General features: G+C 56.5%; 5 protein-coding genes. 3 read left to right on the top strand and 2 right to left on the bottom strand.

What is annotated here, in order from left to right; genetic code table 11:
• Positions 1-37: 37 nt before the first annotated feature.
• A complete protein-coding gene (locus NW837_RS09910) occupies positions 38-316 on the bottom strand; it encodes a hypothetical protein (protein ID WP_414331148.1) in 279 nt (92 codons plus the stop codon).
• 101 nt (positions 317-417) lie between these two features.
• Positions 418-759 carry a CatB-related O-acetyltransferase gene (locus NW837_RS09915; protein ID WP_414331150.1) on the bottom strand — a complete coding sequence of 114 codons (342 nt, stop codon included), beginning with the start codon at positions 757-759 and terminating at the stop codon, positions 418-420.
• Between the two features lie 372 nt (positions 760-1,131).
• Here NW837_RS09915 and cobU point away from each other — a divergent pair, with 372 nt between their 5' ends.
• The 3 genes from cobU to NW837_RS09930 are packed head-to-tail and all read left to right on the top strand — an operon-like array spanning position 1,132 to position 2,745.
• Entirely contained in the window at positions 1,132-1,689 is a 558-nt protein-coding gene (cobU, locus tag NW837_RS09920) for a bifunctional adenosylcobinamide kinase/adenosylcobinamide-phosphate guanylyltransferase (RefSeq protein ID WP_414331153.1), read from the top strand.
• Positions 1,690-1,726: 37 nt separating this feature from the next.
• Entirely contained in the window at positions 1,727-2,206 is a 480-nt protein-coding gene (locus NW837_RS09925; RefSeq protein WP_011432033.1) for a CRR6 family NdhI maturation factor, read from the top strand.
• Complete coding sequence (locus NW837_RS09930; protein WP_414331154.1) at positions 2,188-2,745, top strand: hypothetical protein; 558 nt, start codon at positions 2,188-2,190, stop codon at positions 2,743-2,745. The genes NW837_RS09925 and NW837_RS09930 overlap by 19 nt, the downstream gene beginning before the upstream one ends.
• Positions 2,746-2,902: the final 157 nt, after the last annotated feature.

A 2,902-nucleotide genomic window follows, 5' to 3' on the forward strand; every position in this document is an offset into this window, starting at 1 on the left:
TAGTTCGCTTTCCTATGATACGAAAGTGACAGAGAAGCTAGGGGTTCTCGACCGGGGCAGAGTTTTTGCGCTGTTGCTCATGGGCCTGTAGCGGGGCGCTGTCTAAGTTGGGCAGCCGCTCCCCCAGCCACCAACCCGGATCTTCCCAGCTCAGGGATCCCAGCCATTTCTCGGCCCGGTCTGCCAAGACCAAGCCCAACAAAACGGGGGCAGTGGTGATCCCCAGCGCTAGGCTGAGCCAGAGCGGTTGAGCAGATCGAAAAGAGGCCGAAGCAGCCTTTTGTTCAGGCGGAGATATTGGCTTGGGATCTGTCATGGTCGAGCTTTTGAGCCTGAAGTACAGTCAGGTTATTCGAGATTGTTTTTTCAAGCGTAACCAACTCTCATCTTAGCCTGCGGGGAATTTCTCAAGTAGTTTCAAACAGCAAGAAGGCTTTGCTTGATCTGAGAAAGCCCTGACATTGCTTCCTGATCTAGTGGCCGACAGAGAAGAGGTGCTGCCTGGCGTATGGCTTCAAGGGGCCAATCCCACCAAGCAAGTTGGATAAGCCACTCGATCACTTCAGGTGCAAAACGGTAGCGAACCACCCTCGCTGGCATGCCCGCAACAATGGCATAAGGGGGGACATCTCGAGTTACCACAGCACCCATTCCAACAACTGCTCCATTTCCAATGGTTACCCCCGAGCGAATCTTAGCGCCATAGCCAATCCAAACATCATGGCCAACAACAATATCTCCGCGAGTTACAGAAAGCACGAAGCTCTCGCCAGGAATCAGGTAAATGGGTGAAAGGGTAAGTAGTAACCCAGTCAGTATGGTGCTCGTACCCTACGAAAAAATGCACCCCTCCTGCAATCGAAGTGCAACGTCCAATCTTGACGCGGGATGACTCTCCCATCCAATGAAGGAAAAACTCATATCCGTAGCTTAGGGAGCCAATCGTGAGCAGAGGAAAAGGCTCTAAACCGGCGTGATCAAAATAGGTTTCTCTTCCAGCTGGGCAGCGTGCTCGATTCGGATGGGCATAGAGATTCAACCTCAAGATTGACCGGGTACCACTCGGCTGAGGACTTCAGCAGGCTGTTGTCGAGGTTAGACTCAAACGTCAGTGGATTTCCATTCTACCCAATGGCGATTGTGCTGATCTGTGGCCCTGTGCGCTCTGGCAAAAGCCGGCTGGCAGAGGGTTTGGCTGCGGCTTCGGGCTTGCCGGTTATCTACCTGGCTACCGGGCCGAAACCCGATCCCAAGACGGATCCAGAATGGGCAGAGCGCGTTCAACAGCACCGGCAACGGCGGCCTTCCAGTTGGCAGACTTGGGAAACCGGGAGGGACTTGGGGGCAGAACTGCAAAAGTTGCCCCAGCCCTGTTGTGCGCTGGTGGATTCGCTGGGGGGATGGGTGGCGCAGGGCCTAGACTGTCCCTCTTCAGAATGGGATCCCTTGGTGCAATCTTTCTTGGCAACCTTGCAAAGCCATAGAGGGGAGATCCTCCTGGTGTCTGAAGAAGTGGGCTGGGGGGTGGTGCCCGCTTACCCACTGGGGCGGCGGTTTCGGGATCGGATGGGGGAACTGACCCAAAGGCTGGCTCCCCTGGCCGACCAAGTGTTTTTGGTAACGGCAGGTTTTGCCCTCGATCTCACCCGCCTGGGGATCCCAGTGGCGAGCAAGACAGAGCAGAGCTGAGATAAGCTGCATTTGCAAGCCAGATAGCTGTGTTGCCGTGCCGATTACCCTCTACCTTCCTGCCAAGGCCATTCAAACTCTGGATCTCACCCCCGGCCATGAGCTGGTGAAAACCTTGATGGCCGATCCCGTGCGTGCTGCCCAGCAGGTGCAATGCGCCATCGATTGGCCGCGCAGCCCTGAGGATCCACGGGAGCTGTCCGAGATCCCGGAGGTGCGCCTGTGGTTTATTCGTTGGGATACAGTCTACCCCTGGATGCCCTACTTTCTCAATTGGCGCCAAGGAGAACTGGCCCGTTACGCGGCTATGATGGTGCCCCACCAATTCAACCCTCGGGAGGGTATTGTTTACAACCCAGAAGCGTTGGAGATCTTTGTCTATCAGAAGATCTTTGTGTTGATGCGGTGGTTTAAGCAGCAGAACCTGGGATCCGTCTCCATGCTGCGGGATATGGCTTTGGTGTTTGGCTTCGAGATCCAGCCGGAGTTTCTCGCCCTATGGGAGGCAGAGCCATGAAGGTGATGGTGGCCAACACCTGGCCGGGGATCCCAGGAGCTACGGCAGTGGCCGACGCTTGGCAGCAGGTGGTTCAACGCCCTTGGGGCCGGCTCAGAGTGGATCCCAACCCTTCGGAAGCTCAGCTAAAGGCCCTCTGGCAACAAATCTCCGAGTGGGCAGGAGAAAAAGATCCCCTACTGGTTTTGCCGGGCAGCGTTGCCGATCCCATAGGGCCAGGCCAAACCTGGGCGGATCTAGCCCATGCGTGGGGGTTGAGCTTGCTGCTGACGCTGCAGCGGGAGACCGCTCTGAGCCAAGCTGCCGCTTTTGCCGCCCTGTTGCGCCAAGCCAAGGCCTGCGGTTTGGGGTGGGTGCTGATTGGATCCCTGACCGAAACTGGGGATCCCCAAGCCTTGGAAAAGCTGGATGCAACTTTGATCCCGCGCCTGGAAGCCCAAGTAGGAATGCCGGTGTTGGGGAGAATGGCTCTTGATGGGCAGATCCTTTGGGATCCAGATGCCCTGCTGCTCTGCAATGCTGCCCAACCAAGGAACTGAGCGCCACCCACTGATCCCTGCGGCTCGAACCGTTCCTCTTCACTTGGAGGGTAGGCGAAACTTCATTCTTGTTGCTAGGGAAACCACAAAAAAATCCCCCAGACCAAGCTGGGGGATCCACCAATGCTGTTGAAGCGTCAGGTCAGGCCATCAGCCA

The sequence above is a fragment of the Synechococcus sp. R6-10 genome, assembly GCF_047461815.1.
Classification (GTDB): Bacteria; Cyanobacteriota; Cyanobacteriia; order Thermostichales; family Thermostichaceae; genus Thermostichus.